Origin of the sequence: Heyndrickxia sp. FSL K6-6286, from assembly GCF_038630395.1 — a bacterium.
In the GTDB taxonomy this organism is placed as follows: Bacteria; Bacillota; Bacilli; order Bacillales; family Bacillaceae_C; genus Heyndrickxia; species Heyndrickxia oleronia.
Genome location: NZ_CP152029.1, coordinates 4547132 through 4564355, shown reverse-complemented (window position 1 = coordinate 4564355; position 17224 = coordinate 4547132). Strand labels below are relative to the sequence as shown.

Annotated in this window: 16 protein-coding genes, 1 pseudogene and 1 riboswitch; of the genes and pseudogenes, 11 read left to right on the top strand and 6 right to left on the bottom strand. The window is 34.9% G+C overall.

Features of this window, described 5'->3' with window-relative positions; translation table 11 throughout:
* Positions 1-77: 77 nt before the first annotated feature.
* From MHI39_RS23035 to MHI39_RS23005, 7 genes are all read left to right on the top strand, one after another.
* Positions 78-497: a PTS sugar transporter subunit IIA gene (locus MHI39_RS23035; protein ID WP_058003212.1), complete on the top strand. Its 420-nt coding sequence runs from the start codon at positions 78-80 to the stop codon at positions 495-497.
* 18 nt (positions 498-515) lie between these two features.
* On the top strand, positions 516-986 hold the full coding sequence (locus tag MHI39_RS23030) for a PTS sugar transporter subunit IIB (protein WP_058003211.1): 471 nt from the start codon (positions 516-518) through the stop codon (positions 984-986).
* A 27-nt stretch (positions 987-1013) separates the two neighbouring features.
* Entirely contained in the window at positions 1014-1799 is a 786-nt protein-coding gene (locus tag MHI39_RS23025) for a PTS mannose/fructose/sorbose/N-acetylgalactosamine transporter subunit IIC (protein WP_071976426.1), read from the top strand.
* Positions 1783-2631: a PTS system mannose/fructose/sorbose family transporter subunit IID gene (locus tag MHI39_RS23020; protein WP_342541480.1), complete on the top strand. Its 849-nt coding sequence runs from the start codon at positions 1783-1785 to the stop codon at positions 2629-2631. Before MHI39_RS23025 ends, MHI39_RS23020 begins: the two co-directional genes overlap by 17 nt.
* Before the next feature lie 36 nt (positions 2632-2667).
* Complete coding sequence (locus tag MHI39_RS23015; RefSeq protein WP_078110366.1) at positions 2668-3741, top strand: SIS domain-containing protein; 1074 nt, start codon at positions 2668-2670, stop codon at positions 3739-3741.
* Between the two features lie 51 nt (positions 3742-3792).
* The gene (locus MHI39_RS23010) at positions 3793-4803 is read left to right on the top strand and encodes an SIS domain-containing protein (RefSeq protein ID WP_058003207.1); all 1011 of its coding nucleotides are present in this window, start codon (positions 3793-3795) and stop codon (positions 4801-4803) included.
* Between the two features lie 212 nt (positions 4804-5015).
* Positions 5016-5666: an HAD family phosphatase gene (locus tag MHI39_RS23005; RefSeq protein WP_078110365.1), complete on the top strand. Its 651-nt coding sequence runs from the start codon at positions 5016-5018 to the stop codon at positions 5664-5666.
* An 82-nt stretch (positions 5667-5748) separates the two neighbouring features.
* Here the strand turns inward: MHI39_RS23005 and MHI39_RS23000 are convergent, their stop codons facing one another.
* From MHI39_RS23000 to MHI39_RS22985, 4 genes are all read right to left on the bottom strand, one after another.
* Positions 5749-6216, bottom strand: a complete 468-nt coding sequence (locus tag MHI39_RS23000) for a low molecular weight protein-tyrosine-phosphatase (RefSeq protein ID WP_058003205.1) — start codon at positions 6214-6216, stop codon at positions 5749-5751.
* 131 nt (positions 6217-6347) lie between these two features.
* Positions 6348-6632, bottom strand: coding sequence for a GNAT family N-acetyltransferase (locus MHI39_RS22995; protein ID WP_259548140.1), 285 nt, complete (start codon positions 6630-6632; stop codon positions 6348-6350).
* A gap of 182 nt (positions 6633-6814) precedes the next feature.
* Complete coding sequence (locus MHI39_RS22990) at positions 6815-7939, bottom strand: zinc-dependent alcohol dehydrogenase family protein (protein WP_342540297.1); 1125 nt, start codon at positions 7937-7939, stop codon at positions 6815-6817.
* 35 nt (positions 7940-7974) lie between these two features.
* Positions 7975-8823, bottom strand: a complete 849-nt coding sequence (locus tag MHI39_RS22985; RefSeq protein ID WP_259548138.1) for an N-acyl homoserine lactonase family protein — start codon at positions 8821-8823, stop codon at positions 7975-7977.
* Between the two features lie 270 nt (positions 8824-9093).
* On the opposite strand from MHI39_RS22985, the gene MHI39_RS22980 reads away from it, so the two are divergent.
* A complete protein-coding gene (locus MHI39_RS22980) occupies positions 9094-10467 on the top strand; it encodes a sigma 54-interacting transcriptional regulator (RefSeq protein WP_259548136.1) in 1374 nt (457 codons plus the stop codon).
* Positions 10468-10775: 308 nt separating this feature from the next.
* On the opposite strand, the pseudogene MHI39_RS22975 reads toward MHI39_RS22980, so the two are convergent.
* Positions 10776-11511: pseudogene (locus MHI39_RS22975) on the bottom strand (thermonuclease family protein); the annotation flags it as partial.
* 250 nt (positions 11512-11761) lie between these two features.
* Positions 11762-12844: a branched-chain amino acid aminotransferase gene (locus MHI39_RS22970; protein ID WP_259548134.1), complete on the bottom strand. Its 1083-nt coding sequence runs from the start codon at positions 12842-12844 to the stop codon at positions 11762-11764.
* Between the two features lie 496 nt (positions 12845-13340).
* Between MHI39_RS22970 and MHI39_RS22965 the strand changes: the two genes are divergently transcribed.
* The 3 genes from MHI39_RS22965 to MHI39_RS22955 all read left to right on the top strand — a co-directional run bounded on the left by MHI39_RS22965 (position 13341) and on the right by MHI39_RS22955 (position 17216).
* Complete coding sequence (locus MHI39_RS22965; protein ID WP_259548132.1) at positions 13341-13637, top strand: zf-TFIIB domain-containing protein; 297 nt, start codon at positions 13341-13343, stop codon at positions 13635-13637.
* Positions 13638-13837: 200 nt separating this feature from the next.
* Complete coding sequence (locus MHI39_RS22960) at positions 13838-15967, top strand: EAL domain-containing protein (protein WP_342540296.1); 2130 nt, start codon at positions 13838-13840, stop codon at positions 15965-15967.
* 126 nt (positions 15968-16093) lie between these two features.
* Positions 16094-16203, top strand: a riboswitch (SAM riboswitch).
* 149 nt (positions 16204-16352) lie between these two features.
* Positions 16353-17216 carry a transporter substrate-binding domain-containing protein gene (locus MHI39_RS22955; RefSeq protein ID WP_259548130.1) on the top strand — a complete coding sequence of 288 codons (864 nt, stop codon included), beginning with the start codon at positions 16353-16355 and terminating at the stop codon, positions 17214-17216.
* The last annotated feature ends 8 nt before the right edge of the window (positions 17217-17224 follow it).

Genomic DNA, 17224 nt, shown 5'->3' with positions numbered 1-17224 from the left:
CGAGGCGTGCCACTATTTTGGCATGCTTCTTGCATTTCTATAAGATAAGAGGATTCGAACAAGGAGGTGAGGCATCGATGAGATACTTTGTATTCGCATCCCATGGAACATTTGCTGATGGAATTCTAAATTCATTAGAACTAATAACAGGCAAGCATGATAATGTTTGGACCATTAATGCTTACATAAATGAAAAGGAGGATATTAAAGATCAAATATCAGCAGTTGTTAATCGCATTGCGGCAGAAGATGAATTAGTGGTCGTGACAGATATTTTTGGTGGAAGCGTCAATAATGAATTTATGAATCTATTAAATAATAAAAATATCCACTTAGTTGCAGGATTAAATTTGCCATTAGTAATTGAACTGGTAACTATGAGCGTGATAGAGAAAGATACAAAAGCCTTAATAAAGAGAGCATTGGAAAATGCAAAAAGCTCAATTCAATACTGCAACATAGAATTAGATAAGCTCAATGAAGATGATGAATTTTAAGAGAAGGGAATATTGAAAATGATTAAATTACTGCGTGTAGATCATCGATTATTACATGGTCAAGTTGCTTTTTCTTGGACACAAAATATTGGGGCAGATTGCATATTAATAGCAAATGATGATGTTCCTGTTAATGAGTTACGCAAAACGACAATTAAGCTCGCTAAGCCACAAGGAATCAAACTAGTGATAAAAAATATTGAAGACTCTATTCAAGCATTGCAAAGTGGAGTAACAGATAAATATAAGCTGTTCATCGTAGTTGAATCAGTAGCAGACGCCGAAAAAATTGTAAGTGCTTTCCCTGAAATTAAGCAGGTGAATCTTGGAGGAGTGAAAGCAAAAGAAGGAACTAGAAATATTTCGAAAGCAGTTAACCTCTTACCTGAAGAGGAGGAACTAGTGAAAAAGATGGTAGGTCAAGGTGTTGAAGTGGAAATCAGACAGGTTCCAAATGACAAAAAGATTTTTGCACAAAACGTACTATAAAATGAATCTTCTAAAGGAGGTTGAGATATGCTTACTGCATTATTGCTCGGTCTTGTAGCTTTTATTGCGCAAAGCGAATATGCCTTAGGGACAAGTTTATTATCCCGACCAGTCGTAACAGGGTTACTAATTGGACTTGTAATGGGGGATATTAAAACGGGTCTCATTATGGGTGCAACATTAGAGTTGGCATTTATAGGTTCATTTTCGGTTGGGGCGGCCATTCCCCCTGATGTTGTCACAGGAGGAATATTAGGTACTGCATTTGCTATTTCTTCTAATGCAGGGCCTGAAACAGCCTTACTATTAGGATTGCCGATTGCCACGTTAACACTTGTGTTAAAAAATATTTATTTAGGTCTTTTCTTGCCATTTCTATCACATAAAGCTGATAAGTATGCCGAAAATGGGAATACGCGTGGTGTGGAAGCCATGCATTTAATTGGTGGCTTTGGACTTTCTTTCATGCTTGCTTTAATTGTTACCATCTCATTTTATGTAGGTAGTGATGCTATTAAACAAGTGCTAGATGCTATTCCTGCATTTATTCAAACGGGGCTTCAAGTCGCTACTGGTATTCTTCCAGCACTAGGTTTTGCGATGTTAGCAAGATTATTGATTAATAAACAAGTGGTTCCTTATTTCTTCCTAGGATTTATCATCGCTGCTTACTTAGGTGTACCTGTCACAGGTATTGCGATATTAGGGGCTATAATTGCTGTCATTATGGTAAATGTCATGAATACTAAAAAGCCTCAAGTGGCTACAAATGAAGGGGGAGGGGTAAATTATGACGATGATGAAGACTTCTGATTATGAAAATCAAGATGCAACAGATAATCCAGAATTAACGAAAAAGGATCTTCGCCGCTTATTTTGGCGTTCCTTTCAAATGGAATTTTCATGGAATTACGAACGACAAATGAACTTAGCGTATACGTACGCGATGATTCCAATTTTAAAAAAATTGTATAAGAAAAAGGAAGACTTATCGAATGCATTAATGCGTCATTTGGAGTTTTTTAATACGACACCTCATATTGTAACGATGATGCTAGGTGTATCTGCAGCAATGGAAGAACAAAATGCTAAAGATAAAAATTTTGATCCATCCACTATTAATAATGTGAAGGCATCATTAATGGGACCACTTGCTGGTCTAGGCGATTCATTCTTTTGGGGAACTTTGCGCCTAATCGCAACAGGTGTAGGTACTTCCCTTGCGTTACAGGGGAGTATTCTTGGCCCCATTTTGTTTTTACTTATTTTTAATATTCCTCATCTCATCGTTCGGTACCTTTTAACAGGCTTCGGCTATAAGATGGGAACAGGCTTTCTGCAACGTCTTCAAAAAAGTGGCGCAATGGGAAGTTTAACATTCGGAGCAGCTGTTCTTGGGTTAATGGTTATTGGAGGTATGAGTGCTTCAATGATCAGTATCCATGTACCTTTAAAAATTGGTAGTGGTGAGGGGGCCTCTGGTGTTCAAGATATATTAAATAATATTATGCCGGGACTATTGCCATTGTGTGCATTTGGTATCATTTATTGGCTGTTAGGTAAGGAAGTAAAAGCGACAACCATTCTCCTAGGTATAGCTTTTGTTGGCATATTAGGAGCATGGATTGGGGTTTTTGGAGCCTAATTATATATAAGTATATGGATGAAAGGAGTATTTTGCATGAAGGAAACGATGATGACTTATATACATGAAGAGAAGGACGTATGTGAGGCAATTGTAGCGAGTTTTCAAGAAAAAACAAAGGCTTTTAGACAGCTAATAGAAAAAAGTAAACCTAAAAACTGGCTAGTACTTGCAACGGGATCAAGTTCAAATGCCATGCTCAGTGCAAAATACTATATAGAAAAAGTTGCTGGAATATCGATTGAAATTCAAGAGCCATTTAATTTTGTACACTATGAAACTCTTAGGGATTCTATTGATTTTGTCATTGCTGTTTCACAAAGTGGTCATAGTTATTCAACTATTGAAGCTTTGAAAAAGGTACAAAAAGAGGCAAAAATTCCAACGGTAGCTTTAACATCACAATTAAATAGTCCTATTGTAAATTATGCAGATTTGGTTCTTGATATTGGCTGTGGGACGGAACATGTAGGTTTTGTAACAAAGGGATTTACTGCTACTGTGTTAACCTCCATGCTCTTAGGAATTGTCACCGGAAATGTACTAGGTAGATTAGATGAAATGGCGATGGACAACGAGATTCAAGCTTTAAAAAAGCAAATCAAAGAAATTCCTTCTATTATTGAGAAAACAGAAGAATTTTATAAAAAGCATGCAGCTGAATTACATGAAATTCAACGTTTTTCAGCAATAGGCTATGGACCTACTGTAGGGACTGCCAAAGAATTTGAAACAAAATTCACTGAAACGGTAAGAGTGCCCTCGCAGGGATTCGAATTAGAAGCCTATATGCACGGCCCATATTTAGAGGTTAATTCCAATCATGGCTTAATTTTTCTTCAAACCGAAAGTAAACTTTCGGAAAGAGCCAGTAAATTAAAGCAATATTTCCAAGCATATACAGATCATTGTTTTACCATCACTAGCCTAAAACAAAAAGGTGATGAAAAAACATTAGCATTAGACTTGGAAGTTAACGAATTTATGAGTCCACTTGTGATGGTGATTCCGTTTCAACTGTTATCTTACCGAATTGCAACTGGAAAAGGAATCGATCTAGGAATTAGAATCTTTGATGACTTTGATAAAGTGTTAAAAAGTAAGATTTAAATAAATACTGATCAATTAAAATAATAAACTAAAAAGGTTAGGAGAATGATGATGCTTAAATTTGATGAAAATGTATATTTAGAAAATGCACGACTTACTTATGAAACACGTGATGAAATTGAAAAGGTTGCAGATGAAATTACTCAACAGGGCTTTAAAAACATCTTTTTTATTTCTGTAGGTGGTTCTATATCGCTTATGTGGCCAATTCAGGAAATGTTAAAGCAAATGACAGATATTCCTGTCTTTTCAGAACAGGCAGGAGAAATTATTTTAACTGGACATAAGCAATTAACGAAGGATTCCATCGTGGTTATGGCCTCAAAATCCGGTGATACAAAAGAAACAGTAGCAGCGGCAGAATGGTGTAAAGAGCAAGGTTATCGTGTAGTATCACTTGTAGGTACGCCAAATACGCCACTAGAAAAGGCGAGTCACTGGGTTATTCCAAATAAGGCTAAAAATGGTGTGGAATTCGAATATATGCAATTGTTCATGCTACTCTTTAAATTAGTTCATAATAAAGGTCAATTTCCTGCTTATCAAAAATTTGCTGATCAGCTTGAAAAGCTTCCAGAAAACCTGCTTCGCGCAAAAGAAAAGTTTGAACCGATTGCAGACGAAATTGCTAAAACCTACCATAAAGAAAACTATAATATTTGGATTGGCGATGGTGAGATGTGGGGAGAGGTGTACCTATTCTCTATGTGTATATTAGAAGAAATGCAATGGGTGCGTACGAAAGCAGTATCATCATCAGAATTCTTCCATGGGACACTTGAATTAGTGGAAGAGGATGTTCCAGTATTTTTAGTAAAAGGGGAAGGGAAGCGTAGAATACTAGATGATCGTGTGGAAAAGTTTTGTCAACAATATACGAAAAAGCTAGTTGTTATTGATACGAAAGATTATGAATTAAATGGGATAGATGATGAGTTTCGTTGGATCTTAGCACCGACAATTTCATCCACTCTTTTAGTTGATCGATTAGCCCGCTATTATGAAAAATATACTGGTCATGATTTAGATATGCGTCGTTACTATCGTCAATTTGATTACTAATATGGTAATATAAGGCAGAGTGTCATATTCTCTGCCTTATTTTTATAAGTATTTTTTAATGAGTAGTATTGTCGAATGAGAAAGTCCTTTTGGTAATTAGAGCTAATCATACCATTTAAAAATAGGAAAAGTTATGATTGAGTTGTATGTGGAACATTCTTTTGATGTACACAGGAAGATAAGAAAGTAATTAACGAAAGGGTGGTAGTTAAATGAAGCCAATTCGGTTAGTAATTTTTGATATGGATGGTTTATTATTTGATACAGAACGACCCTCATTTCTTGCAATGAAAGAGGTAATGAAAAAACAAGGATATCAGTTTACGATAGAAAATTATCGGCAAATGATTGGACTTTCTGGACCTAAAAGTAATATCGTTTTACAAGAAATATATGGTAAAGATTTTCAGTTTCATAGAATTTCTGATGATTACAATGAAACGTTTAAAAGAATACTCGAGTCAGAAGGATTAGCTATTAAGCCGGGAGCTAATGAATTACTAGATGCGATTGAGCAAAAAGGGTTAAAAAAATGTATCGCTTCATCCAGCAGTAGGGAAACGATTCAACAACATTTAATTAAAACTGGATTGGAATCAAGATTTGACTTCTTTGTAAGTGGGGATGAAGTAGAATTTGGTAAGCCTCATCCTGATATTTTTATTGAAGCTTGTAACCGTGCTAATGAAAAACCAGATTCAGCCTTAGTTTTAGAAGATTCATTGAATGGACTAAAAGCAGCTTATGGTGCAAATATTAAGTGTATTATCGTTCCAGATCTGATTCAACCAAATGAAGAAATGAAACAAAAAGCATTTTCAATTGTTAAGGACTTATCACTAGTAGTATCCTACATTGAATAAATAAGACGGATAATCTTGCTCCATAAAACAAGGGTTATTTGATAAGTATGATATATTTATCAGATAACCCTTCGACTTTTTATTATATTAAATTTTGTTCTTGAAGGATTTTCTTCAGTAATGCTTGGCAACCTTCTGTTATTAGTTCATAGGTTTCCTCGAAATTGCCAGTATAATATGGATCAGGAACATCTTTTTTTAGCTCAGTTAAATCAAGTAGACGAATAATTTTTGGATGCTTAGCCTGATTTAACATCGTATATATATTTGATAGATTACTCTCGTCCATTCCAATAATGTAATCAAATCTTTCGAAATCCTCTTTTTTTAATTGACGTCCGAAAAGTCCCTCAGCTGAAATGTTATTTTCTTTAAGAATAGTGAGTGTCCCTTGGTGGGGGCTATCTCCTATATGCCAGGATCCAGTTCCTGCAGAATCAATCATAATTTTATCAGTCAACTGTGCCTTATTAACCATATGTCGAAATACAGCCTCTGCCATTGGAGAACGACAAATATTGCCTAAGCAAACAAATAAGACGTGAACCATATAGCCCATCTCCTTTTTAGTTTATTATATAAGAATAGAAAAATTAGTGCGAATTTTTCAGATGAAGCTTTTGCGATTATAAGTGAAGAGAGAAGACCATATTGTCAATAAGGGTGGTAGGATTGAGGACATCAATTTTCTTTATTTTGAAAGGAAGGCTTTAGGGAAAATTGGTAGACTCGACAATGCCGAGGTGATATTTTTATAATATTTAATCCACCTATTATTTGATTATTATAATAGATGGTATAGTGCTGGGTATGATTAATTTTGTAAAGAAAATCCTCATATGCTTCAGTAACTGGGCGTGTTTCATAATCTTGATATTTATTAAAGTCCTCTTGAAAAGCTTCTTTCTGTATATTGAATAATTGCTTTACTTCATGTTTTTCCGTGTTCAGTACGTTAATATCCATGCTGAACACCCTTTCACGTTTTCGATATCATCATATGACTAAGTTTGAAAAAAATTGGGGCTATGACTAAAGATGGGTGCTGAATTTGAACCTATCTTTAGTCACGGCCTAGTATAGTTTTCCTTCAATGCATATTTCACACATCTTTACGGTGATAAACATAGTGTGTCCTTAAATAATAATCAAGGTTTCACAACAATACGATTGACACTTCCGTTAGCCAGTCGATCAAACCCCTCATTTATTTCTTCTAACGGAATAACATCACTTAATAGGCGATCTACTGGAAGACGTCCTTGTTTGTACATCTCGATAAATCTTGGGATGTCACGGGAAGGAACACAGCTTCCTAAATACGAGCCCTTCAATATCCTTTCTTCAGCAGTTAGAGAAGCTTGTGGAAAGGAAAATTCATGTTCATGATGTGGAAGCCCAGTGGTTATCGTTGTACCTCCACGTCGTGTAATATTGTAGGCAACCTTCATGGCTGGAACTGCTCCTGCTGTTTCGAAGGCAAATTCTACTCCGCCATTGGTTGCATGTTTTATCTGATCAATAACATCTTCTTGTGTAGAATTGAAAATATGAGTAGCGCCTAGTTGTTGAGCAAAGGATAATTTATCTGGATTAATATCGACAGCAATAATCTCACGTGCTCCAGCTGCAATTGATCCAAGTAATGCGCTTAGACCGATACCGCCAAGACCAACTATAGCAACCGAGCTTCCCATTTTTAAATGTGCGGTATTGACAACGGCTCCGACTCCTGTCATTACTGCGCATCCAAAGAGTGCAGCTTTTTCAAAAGGAATTGAAGGATCAATTTTAACTAAAGAATTTCTTGAGGTTACAACAAAATTTGAAAAAGCTGAAACACCTAGGTGATGATGAATGTATTGTTCCCCATCATGCAATCTTTTTTCTCCACCTAAAAGAGTGCCATCATTATTAGCTTTTGCACCATTTTCACAAAGAGCTGGCCTCCCTTCCTGACAAGATGAGCAATGTCCACAAGTAGCAACGAAGATACATACAACATGGTCTCCTACTTTTAAATCGGTTACATCCTCACCTAATTCTACAATGACTCCAACTGCTTCATGACCTAATGCCATCGGTACAGGGCGGGGGCGACTTCCATTTATAACAGACAAATCTGAATGACATAATCCAGCAGCCTTAATTTCTATCAAAACTTCTCCGCGTCCTGGATTATCAAGCTCCAATTCCTGAATAATTAGTGGTTTGCTTTCCGTGTAAGGCGTAGTTGCACCCATTTTATGGAGTACAGCAGATTTTACTTTCATGATGAACTCTCCTCCATTTATTTATCGTGTTTCCATTATTCATAATATCCTTGCGTCGATTTAATGAATTGTTCAAATTGCTTTGAATCATGACCAAACCACACTTGGGAATTTGTTTCCTTCGCGATCCGTTTAATTTTTTCTACAGCTTTTACATAGCCTAAAGAGTCATAGATAATTCCTGGTATTTTAATAGGAGGACCATAATTCTCTGCAGAATAAACCGCATCAGAAGCTAGAATAATACCTCCTGATTCAGGCATATCAATTTGTAGTCCGAGGAGTCCCCAAGCATGACCGCTACCAAAGTTTAAAATTTTTACACCTTCTACAAGTTCGAGACTATCTTCATTCCTTCCAATGGTTTTCCATTGCAAGTGGTTTTTTATCCACGCATCGATATCAGCCCAAATATATGCACCACTCTTATCATGATTAGCATAGGAACGAAGTGTTCCATTTAGCTCATCCTCATGAACAATGATTTTTGCATTTGTAAACATTTCAAGACAACCTGCATGATCTAAATGTAAGTGAGAGGCTACAACAAATTTAATATCTTCAGGACGAACATTTAATTGTTCAAGACGATTGTGTAAATAACATTCTTCGTTTGCTTCCCATGGAAATGTTTTTTGGGTAATTTCCTCCCAGCGTCCTTTTTCACCCATAGAGTTCGGGTTACATGCAGTATCGAATAAAATTTTCCCTTCAGGATGATCGATTAAAACTGTATATATTGGAAATTCTACAAATGTTGCGGGTTGATTTGGATGATCGATAGATGCTGGATTGTGCATGGCAACCATATAATTCTTATCCATTCGCATTCTTCCATTATCCATAACAAATAGCTTTGGACGTGGCTTAATTATGTTTGTCATTATTCATCCCTCTTTTTTTCATTTTTTGTATAGTTAATCAGTATATTCCACAAATGATACAAGTTTTAATAATGCTTCCTCCTTTCTACTTGTTTAGTATGCAAGAAATATGCCAAATTCAGAGCAGATTACTGACTAGTCCGAAAGTTCTGTATGGTTAAAAAATTCACATAGACATGCTATGATAATGTATATACTCTCTATGGAGAGCGGTTACATTTTTCTTTCTCAAGTAGAAATATTTCACCACCTTTAAGGAGTGAACGAAATATGCTAGAACAAGATAAGTGTTATTTGTTGAACGATAAAGTTAAGACAATATTAGAATTTATTTCTGATGGAGTCTATGTTGTCAATAAAGATGGGGTTACCCTTTTTGTTAACGCTGCATACGAGGAATTATCCGGTTTTGATCGAAGAGATCTTCTTGGTAGATATATGGGGGATTTAATTCGAGAAGGTTATATTAGCCAGTCCGTATCTTTAATGGTGCTTGAAAAGAAGGAATCCTTGTCTATTATGCAAAAGCTTGGTGGAAAGAAGGATGTGATTGTTACCGGTCGGCCAGTTTGGAATAGGAATGGAAATATTGAGATGGTTGTTACAAGTGTACGTGATATAACCAATTTAAATTATTTAAAAAATCATTTGGAGCGTCATGAACATATTTCAAAACTAAATAATTATCGATTTACATATGATCATTTAGGAAATCAACAGTCACAATTTCTCTTTAAGAGTAATATAATGAAAGATTTAGTTCGTAAAGTTGAACAAGTTGCCCCTTTCCCAACTAGTATTTTTATAATTGGACCTTCTGGAGCTGGAAAGGAAGAGGTGGCTAATTTGATTCATTATATGAGTGATCGCCGGAAAAAGCCGTTTATAAAGGTGAATTGTGCTGCTATACCTGAGTCGTTATTAGAATCTGAACTTTTTGGTTATGTAGAGGGAGCATTTACTGGTTCAAAGAGAGAAGGAAAGATTGGATTGTTAGAGCTGGCCGATGGTGGAACATTTATGCTGGATGAAATTGGTGAAATGCCCTTATCGTTACAGGTAAAGCTACTAAGAGTATTACAAGATAAACAAGTTCAACGAATTGGGAGTACACAAATAAAGACAATAGATGTGCGTATAATTTCAGCCACGAATCAAAATATAGAACAAAAAATGCAAGCAGGGGAGTTTAGAGAGGATCTTTTCTATCGATTAGCAGTGGTTCAAATGGAAGTCCCTCCATTAAGAGCTAGACTAGAGGATGTTGATTTGCTATTGGATCACTTTTTCCATAGTTTTAAGGAGCAATATAGAGTTGAGAAGGAATTGTTAGAAGAGACAAAGCAAATTCTTCTTACATACCACTGGCCGGGTAATATAAGAGAATTAAAGAATGTGTTAGAAAGCCTAATCGTCTCTATTCCAGAAATTATCATCAAACCTGAAAACTTACCTAGACATATAACTCAAATATCTAATAACACTTCGTCTCGTACTTTAAAAGAGCAGGTGGAAAACTATGAAAAAATGATAATAGAAAAATCCCTTAAGCGAAACCAATCAATTAGAAAAGCTGCCAAGGAATTGGGCGTGCACCATACAACACTATTGAAAAAGTTACATAAGTGGGGAGGAAACGGTTAAAAAAGAATGTTTAGATTTTGACTCGAATTTTGAAATTCATAGATAACGAACAGTATCAAATACTGTTCGTTATCATCTGGTTCTAAACACCTTAATCAAAGGCTGTTTTTGTATAGTTTGTTGCTTTTAGTTAAAGCCCAACTTCCGGCTTTTACACCACTAAAGGATTTAGCGACATTTTAGGAGTATGCTGCTCTTTTCACAGTGAATGAAAGATGTAGCTGTCGTCAACCGATAGTTAGTTAAAACTTACCTCAAATAGCCACAATGTTTGAGAAAAGTCCTTAAACAAAAGAAGCGGTTATTCTTTATCTTTCACATGCATAATTATCATGATCACGATCCATTTTTGCTTGGTAAGCAGGGTGTGTACTTGGTACTCCATCTGGATATTTTTTTCTTAATTCCGTACAGTTGGTAAAAAATTCTGTACTACCTGTTCCAGATGTAGGTGATGTGTTCCTTTTGATGCTGAGTTTTTTGATTCAGTCGGTATGGACGTCTGATTAGTACTTGATTTTTTTACATCAGTAGCACAACCATTAAAGCCTCTATCTGTTACGAGTCCTTTATTAGACCATATCCGTAAATCATGTGCTCTTGAGCAATTTTTTCATCCTGTTTAAATTGATCAAGATATTTATACGTTGGTTCATAAATGTATGCGACTCGAGCATAGCCTTCTTTTAATAAAGTTTCTTGAACCGATTTTCCATCAACAAAAACATAGGCTAGTAGGCGCCCATATTTATCTCTTTCATTTCCATTATCAAATTCTAGAGATAAATCTCCACTCGAAACTAATTGTTCGTTTTTTTCGGAAGCACTTTTTGCATATGGTTGAACACAAGTTCCTGGTTTTTTCGATTCGGGTGTATCAATTAATAAATAGCGAACCGTTTCCTCTTTCCCCTTATAAAGCACCTTTATTGTGTCTCCATCTACAGCTCGTGTTAATTGTACCGAGACACGTTGATTGTCAGAAGTACCCTTAGATCCATTTTTTTGCTTATTAGCTATATTATCTGCTTTTTTATTTTGATCTTCTTGTGTCTTTTCCACCTGTACACTATTTGTGACTTTTTCAGGGGTATTGATAACTCCTTTATAGACTAAAACAACAAGAATAACAGCGATAACAAAGCCAATTCCTCCAAATTTCCGCTTACTCAAAATCTTGATCTCCTTTTATAAAATTTGCATTTTATCTGGGCTGATAAAAAGGAGTCTTACCGATGTCAATATTAAAAAGACTCACGAGGCCTATTATACAATAAATAGGTAAGGAACTGTTTTAACAATTTGGTTTTACTTCAACTGTCCATTCGAATGGATCCGGTTCATTACCATTTTGAATACTAGTGATTGTATGATAAAGCTTTTTTGACAATGATCCAGTCTGCCCATTGTTAATCACCATTTTTTCACCTTCCCAATTCAATTCCCCAACAGGAGAAATAACTGCAGCTGTACCTGTTCCGAAGATTTCCTCAACTAACCCTTTTTTGTAGCTTTCATAAATTTCATCAATAGATATCCTGCGCTCAGTAACAGGAACACCCCAGTGATTTAAAAGATGAATGACTGAGTTTCTTGTAACGCCTTCTAGGATACTGCCATTTAAGGCTGGTGTGACTACTTCTCCATTGATTTTAAAGAAGATGTTCATACTTCCTACTTCTTCAATGTACTTTTTCTCAATTCCATCCAACCAAAGAACCTGTGAATAGCCTAGTTTTTCTGATACTTCCTGTGCTTTCAGACTCCCTGCATAATTTCCTGCAGTTTTCGCCTTTCCTGTACCACCAGCAACAGCACGAACATATTCACGCTCTACAAATATCTTTACTGGATGAATTCCTTCCTTATAGTAAGATCCGACAGGGGAAAGGATAATCATTAATCGATAGGTTTTTGATGCGGCTACTCCTAAATATGGTTCTGTTGAGATGATAAAAGGACGGATATATAGGGAAGTTCCCTCAGCTGATGGAATCCAATCTTGATCCATGCTAATTAATTGTTTTAAGCAATCTAAAATAAATTCTTCTTCAATTTGTGGTATACATAAGCGATCATTCGACATATTCAATCTTTCCATGTTTTTTTCAGGTCTAAATAAAAGCACCCTGTTATCTTGTGTTTTATATGCTTTAAGCCCTTCGAATACGGTTTGTCCATAGTGGAAAATCATAGCAGCAGGATCTAAGGAGATAGGCTGATAAGGTACAATTCGGGGATCATGCCATCCTGTTCCTTCTGTATAATCCATTATGAACATATGGTCTGTAAAGTGTTTTCCGAATTCAAGTTGATTAGGATCAGGCATTTGTTTTTTTTCTTGATTTTCGATGATAGTAATTGAATAATCTCTCATTTTGGTCCCTCTTTATCTATAAAATTTATTTTTAAGTTTTATTATTCCACCAATTTTCTAATAAATCAATTTTATTTAGTAAATAAAAATACTCCCCCTCAAAAAAGAGGAGGGGAGAAGAAGGTAAGAATAACAAAAAGAATAAGCAGCATTCATTCGAAAAATAATCTTGTCACTAATTTCAAAATGATTTTGAAGGACACAACCACTTTTTTCAGATATAACATCTTCTTAGACGATAGAGAATTATTGCACCTGAAACTTTTACAATGGTTGCTTCAAATTTACCTGAGGTGTCTTTCGAAACACCTCAGGCGCTTACAATTAATAAACTACCTAATAAGACCTTAGTCAAATTTCACTATATGATCTATATGAACTGTTAAGTTTTGTTAACAAAATTGTGAATAATAGGAATATATATAACGGAAAATGAAATATTCATTATGTTACAATTGACATATAACATAAATCATATCGAGTGGAGGGAATATCATTGAAATGTCCTGTTTGTGATAATGTAAGTATGAAAGAAGTAGAAAAGGAAAATGTATTAATTGATATTTGTCCTAATTGTAAAGGTGTTTGGTTAGATCGAGGAGAATTAGAAAAAATTACACAGGGCTTAAAAGATGATCAGCAATATTATCAGTCCTATCCATCAGAAGAAAGATCCTTCCAGGAAAAACACTATTCCAAAGAATATGATAAAAAATATAACAAACATTCCTATCCACCGAAACATAAAAAGAAAAAATCGATGATGGATATTCTTGGTGATTTATTTGACTAATTAGAGGTGTCTCTCCTTATATGGGGAGGCACTTTTTATTAGTCCAATTCATTATCGAATGTATAAATATGCTGGTTAATAGGTATTAATTTCCTAACCATTGACTACGATTATAAAAAGTGAAATAATAACATGAAAATATTCCTTTTTTCGACAAATTCAGACAGTTTTATTTATCCAAGGTAGTGGAGGGGAATATCATGGGTTCCGATGGTAAAGAGGCATATAAAGGGATAATGGATTCAGTAGAGATAAAAAAGTATGAACAAGATGATCATTTATATAATTTTAATCAAGCTTATCAGTCGATTTTAGATCATCACCCCGATCTTATATTTACATTAGATCTAACAGGGAATGTTCTATCATTTAATAATAAGGTCCCCTCAATGTTTGGATATGATAGTAGTGAAATATATGGTTCGTTTAAAAAGTATGTAGCACCAGAATCATTAGATCATTCCATTTATTACTTTCAACAAGCATGTAATGGTAGACCTGAAAATTACGACATTGCCTTACTACATAAAAATGGGTCTGCCATTGAAGTAAATATTAATTTAATTCCTATTATTAAACACAAAAAGATCGTTGCTATATTTGGTATTGCTAAAGATATAACGAAAAGTAAGGGAATTGAAAAGAAGCTCAAAGAAAATGAAGAGCAGTTTAAAAAAATTTGCAATAATCTAGAAGTATGTATTTGGTCACAAGATCTCAAGACTAAAAAAATATTATTTGTTTCTGAAGGGCTTCATAATATTACAGGTTATTCTTCTGAGGAGATGATGACCAATTCCTTTCTATGGAAGGATATTATTTATGAGCAAGATCATTCCATTTATTTTGAGAAGCAAAGTGAGTTAAAGAAAGGGAAATCCATTCATCATCAGTACAGAATCATTCATAAGAATGGTTCGATTCGTTGGCTGCAGGATCAAACGATTCCTTTTATTAACGAAAAGGGAGACATTACAAGACTGGATGGAATTATTTCGGACATAACAGAACAAAAAAGCAATGAGGAGCAAATTGCTTATTTTGCCTATCATGATTATTTGACGGATTTACCGAATAGAAGAATGTTTGATGAAGTATTGCATTCATTGATTGAGGATTCACAGGAAAAAAATCAATCATTTGCCGTTATTTTTCTGGATATGGATCGATTCAAATACATTAATGACTCTTTAAACCATGATATTGGCCATGAACTATTGATACAGATCGGACACCGATTAGTTGAAATGATACCTGATAAAGAATTGGTTGCTAGAATCGGTGGGGATGAATTTGCCATTTTGTTAAGAAATGACAAGTATATTTATGATTTAAATCAAGTAGGGGAACAAATTATTCAAGGAATAAAAGAGCCGTTTACAATAAATGATTATGAGTTGTATGTTTCTGCAAGTGTAGGGATTTGTCAATATCCTTTAGATGGTAAGGATGCATGGACTTTACTAAAAAATACAGATAGTGCTCTCTATCGAGCAAAGGATCTTGGGAAGGATAATTATGTTTTATATTCTCAATCAATAATGAAGTGTCCAAATAAATCTACATTCTTTGAAAAGGATGTAAGAAGAGCATTAACTAACAATGAGTTTAGGGTTGATTTTCAACCTAGAATTGATGTTAAAACAAATAAAATGGTTAGTGCTGAGGCATTAATACGTTGGGAGCATCCAGAACGAGGACTTGTCCATCCAGGAGAATTTATTCCTTTTGCTGAAGAATCAGGCTTAATTGTAGAAATTGGAGACTGGGTTATTCGATATGTATGTGAACAAATAAGACATTGGCAAGTTCAATCCATGCCGGTCGTCCCTGTTTCAATTAATATTTCACCGAAAAGTTTCTTGAAAAGAAACTGGAGTATAGGTGTAATGCAAATTTTGCAAGATACTGGGATTAGTCCAAACTTGCTTGAATTTGAAATCACTGAAAGAATTATTATGCAAAATGAAAAGATAGTCTATGATTCGATAAAAGATTTTAAAGAAAGAGGGATTACATTCTCTTTAGATGATTTTGGTACAGGATATGCTTCTATTACCTATTTGAAACAATTTCAATTTGAATATGTTAAGATTGATCGTTCGTTAATACAAAATATTCATTTGGACTCTCAAGATGCTGCCCTAACAAAGGCAATTATTGAATTAGCACATGGGCTAAGGATGAAGGTTGTTGCAGAAGGAATTGAAACAGTTGAACAATTTAATATTATTCAATCGTTTCAATGTGATGAAGTACAAGGGTATTTATATAGTAAGCCTTTAAAGACTGAGCAGTTTGAATCATTTATGAGTAAGGGGATCCATTAAAATCGATGATTAGGGATGAAAGGAGTTTATACTCCTTTTTTTTATACTTGACAATAGTCAGAATACTGGATATATTAAATTTTAAGCAATTCCAAGTTTTCTTATAGGAATATATAATTTAGTTTTTTCTTATCTAGAGCGGTGGAGGGACTGGCCCTATGATACCCGGCAACCTTAATCTCCTTGATTAAACGGTGCTAATTCCAGCAGAGCAAATAGGTTCTGAAAGATAAGAGGAGATTGTTCAAGTATTTTGAGCCTTTCTTCTTTTCGGTAGAAGAAAGGTTTTTCGATTTTTAGGGGTGATGAAAAAGTGGGTAGTTGAAGATGATATCCTTTTTGTTGGCTACGGTACAGAAAAATGTAAAGAGAGGGGATTTTTTTCATGGAGGACAAAAGGAAGGTAGTTAGCATTATTAGTTGCTTGACATTCGTTATGTTATTGGCAGGCTGTACAACATCAGCAAATCATTCATCAACCGATGAAAATGGTAGCAAGATTCGAAAGGTAAAAGTAGCTTTTGATCAATCCTCCAAGCCCATTTCATACATAGATGAGAATGGGAATCCAACTGGGTATGATGTAGAGGTCATGAAATTAGTCGATGAACTCTTACCTGAATATGAATTTGAGTATGTAGGTACAACGAGTGATGATTTACTATTAGGGGTAGAACAAGGGAAATTTCAGGTTGGAGTAAAAAATGCATTCTGGACTGAAGAAAGGACAAAGAAGTTTATTTATCCTAAAGAATTTCTTGGACTGAGTAGTACAGGACTTGTATTAAAGAAAGAAAATAAGGAGATTAAAAGTTTAGAAGACTTTGCTTCTGCGGGATACACCCTCGCACCGATTGCCGCAAATAATGCTCAGTATACAGTTATTGATGAATATAATCAGTCACACCCAGATAATAAAATTAAGCTCAAGGCAGGAGAAACCTTTTCGGTTGATGTTGTCCAATGGGTGAATGAAGGACGTGTAGATGGTGGAGTAATGATTGAGGGTCCTTTTAAAAAACAGGTAGAGGAGAAAAATGGTCCTTATCATCATTTAGTTAATGATGTTGTCTATAATGAATTCGCCGTAATAAAAACCTGGCCACTATTTAATAAAAAAGAGCAGGAATTTGCGGATGCATATGATCAAGCGATCAAACAACTGCAAGAGAAAAAAGAAACGAATGAGTTAAGTAAGAAATTTTACGGAAGAGATTTATTTGAAGTATTAGATCAAGCGAAAAAGTAGGAAAAATG